Consider the following 5,826-nt stretch of genomic DNA (forward strand, 5'->3'; position numbering starts at 1 on the left):
AAAATTCTCAAATAAAACAGAGTAGTGTTAAATTTTTGTGAAGTTTTTAGTGTTTTTGAGTTGACGGGTTTTGGTGGTGGGGGTATAGTTCGGTTCTTCGCTGCTGAGGCGGTGAAGCGAAACGAACTGTTGATTATAGCATGTTTTGATTTTTGATTGGATGGTTTTATAAGGTGTTTAAAACTTTCTGAAAAATTAGTTGACAAGTTAGATTGATGGTGTATAATTCGTTTTCTTGTTCTTTAACAAACAGATTACCGATAAGTGTGAGTGCGGAAGCCTCACACTGTTTAGAAGACAGACAAGATATGTTAAACATGTTCTTGTTGGTTTCTTTGAAGCAGACCAGAAGTTAATAAGTTAGAGATTAAACATAAGAGTTTGATCCTGGCTCAGATTGAACGCTGGCGGCATGCTTTACACATGCAAGTCGGACGGCAGCACAGAGAAGCTTGCTTCTTGGGTGGCGAGTGGCGAACGGGTGAGTAATATATTGGAACGTACCGAGTAATGGGGGATAACTAATCGAAAGATTAGCTAATACCGCATACGCTCTGAGGAGGAAAGCAGGGGATCTTTGGACCTTGCGTTATTCGAGCGGCCAATATCTGATTAGCTGGTTGGTGGGGTAAAGGCCTACCAAGGCGACGATCAGTAGCGGGTCTGAGAGGATGATCCGCCACACTGGGACTGAGACACGGCCCAGACTCCTACGGGAGGCAGCAGTGGGGAATTTTGGACAATGGGCGCAAGCCTGATCCAGCCATGCCGCGTGTATGAAGAAGGCCTTCGGGTTGTAAAGTACTTTTGTCAGGGAAGAAAAGGGTTTTGATAATACCAGAGCCTCATGACGGTACCTGAAGAATAAGCACCGGCTAACTACGTGCCAGCAGCCGCGGTAATACGTAGGGTGCGAGCGTTAATCGGAATTACTGGGCGTAAAGCGAGCGCAGACGGTTATTTAAGCAGGATGTGAAATCCCCGGGCTCAACCTGGGAACTGCGTTCTGAACTGGGTGACTAGAGTATGTCAGAGGGGGGTAGAATTCCACGTGTAGCAGTGAAATGCGTAGAGATGTGGAGGAATACCGATGGCGAAGGCAGCCCCCTGGGATAATACTGACGTTCATGCTCGAAAGCGTGGGTAGCAAACAGGATTAGATACCCTGGTAGTCCACGCCCTAAACGATGTCAATTAGCTGTTGGGCAACTAGATTGCTTAGTAGCGTAGCTAACGCGTGAAATTGACCGCCTGGGGAGTACGGTCGCAAGATTAAAACTCAAAGGAATTGACGGGGACCCGCACAAGCGGTGGATGATGTGGATTAATTCGATGCAACGCGAAGAACCTTACCTGGTCTTGACATGTACGGAATCCTCCAGAGACGGAGGAGTGCCTTCGGGAGCCGTAACACAGGTGCTGCATGGCTGTCGTCAGCTCGTGTCGTGAGATGTTGGGTTAAGTCCCGCAACGAGCGCAACCCTTGTCATTAGTTGCCATCATTAAGTTGGGCACTCTAATGAGACTGCCGGTGACAAGCCGGAGGAAGGTGGGGATGACGTCAAGTCCTCATGGCCCTTATGACCAGGGCTTCACACGTCATACAATGGTCGGTACAGAGGGTAGCCAAGCCGCGAGGTGGAGCCAATCTCACAAAACCGATCGTAGTCCGGATTGCACTCTGCAACTCGAGTGCATGAAGTCGGAATCGCTAGTAATCGCAGGTCAGCATACTGCGGTGAATACGTTCCCGGGTCTTGTACACACCGCCCGTCACACCATGGGAGTGGGGGATACCAGAAGTAGGTAGGATAACCGCAAGGAGTCCGCTTACCACGGTATGCTTCATGACTGGGGTGAAGTCGTAACAAGGTAGCCGTAGGGGAACCTGCGGCTGGATCACCTCCTTTCTAGAGAAAGAAGAGGCTTTCGCATTCACACTTATCGGTAAACTGTAAGATGCAAGACAAAGAACGAAGAGGCGATTAAAAGTTTCCGAGTTCACGACCTTGGGTTTGTAGCTCAGCTGGTTAGAGCACACGCTTGATAAGCGTGGGGTCGGAGGTTCAAGTCCTCCCAGACCCACCAAAACCTATACTGGGGGCATAGCTCAGTTGGTAGAGCACCTGCTTTGCAAGCAGGGGGTCATCGGTTCGATCCCGTTTGCCTCCACCAAAAAAGACTTTACAAATTAAAGTAAGCTGCTATAATGCGCAGCTCATTTTGATTTGCGAAGTTTAAAAACAACGCATCGATCTTTAACAAATTGGAAAGCCGAAATCAACAAACAAAGACAATGTTGATTGGATTGGAAAGAGAAGCGGTTGCAATCGTTTCAAATTCTCTTTAAGCGAGGCCGAGCAAAAGTAAGGTTAAGCAAAAAGCAAAAACAAACCAATCACAGTATTTGGGTGATGATTGTATCGAGTTACTCCTGAAACACAAAAGGCGGGAGTAACACACAACAAAGCAGTAAGCTTTATCAAAGTATGAATTTCTAGTCTCTATTCTAGTCAACGGAATAGCAGATTAAGTCAAAGAGGTTCTTGAAATGATAGAGTCAAGTGAATAAGTGCATCAGGTGGATGCCTTGGCGATGATAGGCGACGAAGGACGTGTAAGCCTGCGAAAAGCGTGGGGGAGCTGGCAATAAAGCAATGATCCCGCGATGTCCGAATGGGGAAACCCACTGCATTCAGTGCAGTATCCATATCTGAATACATAGGATATGAGAAGCGAACCCGGAGAACTGAACCATCTAAGTACCCGGAGGAAAAGAAATCAACCGAGATTCCGCAAGTAGTGGCGAGCGAACGCGGAGGAGCCTGTATGTGATAGCCGGTGAGATAGAAGAACAAGCTGGGAAGCTTGGCCATAGTGGGTGATAGCCCCGTATTCGAAATTTCATAGGTGGTACTAAGCATACGACAAGTAGGGCGGGACACGTGAAATCCTGTCTGAACATGGGGGGACCATCCTCCAAGGCTAAATACTCATCATCGACCGATAGTGAACCAGTACCGTGAGGGAAAGGCGAAAAGAACCCCGGGAGGGGAGTGAAATAGAACCTGAAACCTGATGCATACAAACAGTGGGAGCGGACTTGTTCTGTGACTGCGTACCTTTTGTATAATGGGTCAACGACTTACATTCAGTAGCGAGCTTAACCGGATAGGGGAGGCGTAGGGAAACCGAGTCTTAATAGGGCGCATAGTTGCTGGGTGTAGACCCGAAACCGAGTGATCTATCCATGGCCAGGATGAAGGTGCGGTAACACGCACTGGAGGTCCGAACCCACGCATGTTGCAAAATGCGGGGATGAGCTGTGGATAGGGGTGAAAGGCTAAACAAACTCGGAGATAGCTGGTTCTCCCCGAAAACTATTTAGGTAGTGCCTCGAGTATGAGACTGATGGGGGTAAAGCACTGTTATGGCTAGGGGGTTATTGCAACTTACCAACCCATGGCAAACTAAGAATACCATCAAGTTGCTCCTCGGGAGACAGACAGCGGGTGCTAACGTCCGTTGTCAAGAGGGAAACAACCCAGACCGCCAGCTAAGGTCCCAAATGATAGATTAAGTGGTAAACGAAGTGGGAAGGCCCAGACAGCCAGGATGTTGGCTTAGAAGCAGCCATCATTTAAAGAAAGCGTAATAGCTCACTGGTCGAGTCGTCCTGCGCGGAAGATGTAACGGGGCTCAAATCTATAACCGAAGCTGCGGATGCTAATTTATTAGCATGGTAGGGGAGCGTTCTGTAGGCCGAAGAAGGTGCATTGAGAAGTGTGCTGGAGGTATCAGAAGTGCGAATGTTGACATGAGTAGCGATAAAGCGGGTGAAAAGCCCGCTCGCCGAAAGCCCAAGGTTTCCTACGCAACGTTCATCGGCGTAGGGTGAGTCGGCCCCTAAGGCGAGGCAGAAATGCGTAGTCGATGGGAAACAGGTTAATATTCCTGTACTTTGATTCAATGCGATGTGGGGACGGAGAAGGTTAGGTTAGCAAACTGTTGGAATAGTTTGTTTAAGCCGGTAGGTGGAAGACTTAGGTAAATCCGGGTCTTCATAACACCGAGAAGTGACGACGAGTGTCCAAGGACGCGAAGTAACCGATACCACGCTTCCAGGAAAAGCCACTAAGCTTCAGTTGAATCAGAACCGTACCGCAAACCGACACAGGTGGGCAGGATGAGAATTCTAAGGCGCTTGAGAGAACTCAGGAGAAGGAACTCGGCAAATTGATACCGTAACTTCGGGAGAAGGTATGCCCTTCGATGTGAAAGACTTGCTCTGTAAGCATTGGAGGGTCGCAGAGAATAGGTGGCTGCGACTGTTTATTAAAAACACAGCACTCTGCTAACACGAAAGTGGACGTATAGGGTGTGACGCCTGCCCGGTGCTGGAAGGTTAATTGAAGATGTGAGAGCATCGGATCGAAGCCCCAGTAAACGGCGGCCGTAACTATAACGGTCCTAAGGTAGCGAAATTCCTTGTCGGGTAAGTTCCGACCCGCACGAATGGCGTAACGATGGCCACACTGTCTCCTCCTGAGACTCAGCGAAGTTGAAGTGGTTGTGAAGATGCAATCTACCCGCTGCTAGACGGAAAGACCCCGTGAACCTTTACTGTAGCTTTGCATTGGACTTTGAAGTCACTTGTGTAGGATAGGTGGGAGGCTAAGAAGCAGAGACGCTAGTTTCTGTGGAGCCGTCCTTGAAATACCACCCTGGTGACTTTGAGGTTCTAACCCAGACCCGTAATCCGGGTCGGGGACCGTGCATGGTAGGCAGTTTGACTGGGGCGGTCTCCTCCCAAAGAGTAACGGAGGAGTTCGAAGGTTACCTAGGTCCGGTCGGAAATCGGACTGATAGTGCAATGGCAAAAGGTAGCTTAACTGCGAGACCGACAAGTCGAGCAGGTGCGAAAGCAGGACATAGTGATCCGGTGGTTCTGAATGGAAGGGCCATCGCTCAACGGATAAAAGGTACTCCGGGGATAACAGGCTGATTCCGCCCAAGAGTTCATATCGACGGCGGAGTTTGGCACCTCGATGTCGGCTCATCACATCCTGGGGCTGTAGTCGGTCCCAAGGGTATGGCTGTTCGCCATTTAAAGTGGTACGTGAGCTGGGTTTAAAACGTCGTGAGACAGTTTGGTCCCTATCTGCAGTGGGCGTTGGAAGTTTGACGGGGGCTGCTCCTAGTACGAGAGGACCGGAGTGGACGAACCTCTGGTGTACCGGTTGTCACGCCAGTGGCATAGCCGGGTAGCTAAGTTCGGAAGAGATAAGCGCTGAAAGCATCTAAGCGCGAAACTCGCCTGAAGATGAGACTTCCCTGAGGATTTAATCCTCCTAAAGAGTCGTTCGAGACCAGGACGTTGATAGGTCGGGTGTGGAAGCGCAGCAATGCGTGAAGCTAACCGATACTAATTGCTCGTGAGGCTTGACTCTATCATTTGAAGAACTTCGATGATAAAAGCTTACTGATGATTCAATCATCACCAAAACAGTTGATTAAAAAAAAGCGGCTTTACCGATTTGTACAGTTTAAGTTTGGCGGCCATAGCGAGTTGGTCCCACGCCTTCCCATCCCGAACAGGACCGTGAAACGACTCAGCGCCGATGATAGTGTGGTTCTTCCATGTGAAAGTAGGTCACTGCCAAACACCCATTCTAAGCCCCTGATACGTGAGTATCGGGGGCTTTTACTTTGGGTGCGTATTGAGGGTGTTTAGAGTGTGTGCAGTAGGAAGGGGTGTTGCGGATAGGATACGGTTAGTGATGGTAAATAAGGAAACTGTCAGGATTATGATGAAAACCGTTGTGC

The 5,826-nt window shown here is 49.2% G+C and carries 2 tRNA genes and 3 rRNA genes; all 5 read left to right on the top strand.

The annotated features are described in order from the left end of the window. Positions 1 to 369: 369 nt before the first annotated feature. The 5 genes from J2T37_RS11380 to rrf all read left to right on the top strand — a co-directional run bounded on the left by J2T37_RS11380 (position 370) and on the right by rrf (position 5,665). Positions 370 to 1,910: ribosomal RNA gene (locus J2T37_RS11380) — 16S ribosomal RNA — on the top strand. Between the two features lie 101 nt (positions 1,911 to 2,011). After that, a tRNA-Ile gene (locus J2T37_RS11385) sits at positions 2,012 to 2,088 on the top strand. Positions 2,089 to 2,099: 11 nt separating this feature from the next. Then, positions 2,100 to 2,175 (top strand) — tRNA-Ala (locus J2T37_RS11390). Positions 2,176 to 2,558: 383 nt separating this feature from the next. Continuing rightward, positions 2,559 to 5,450 (top strand): 23S ribosomal RNA (locus J2T37_RS11395). Between the two features lie 101 nt (positions 5,451 to 5,551). After that, a 5S ribosomal RNA gene (gene rrf, locus J2T37_RS11400) occupies positions 5,552 to 5,665 on the top strand. Together the 16S, 23S and 5S rRNA genes with 2 tRNA genes alongside form the textbook arrangement of a ribosomal RNA operon. The last annotated feature ends 161 nt before the right edge of the window (positions 5,666 to 5,826 follow it).

It is taken from the genome of Neisseria perflava (assembly GCF_024170405.1).
Taxonomy (GTDB): domain Bacteria; phylum Pseudomonadota; class Gammaproteobacteria; order Burkholderiales; family Neisseriaceae; genus Neisseria; species Neisseria perflava_B.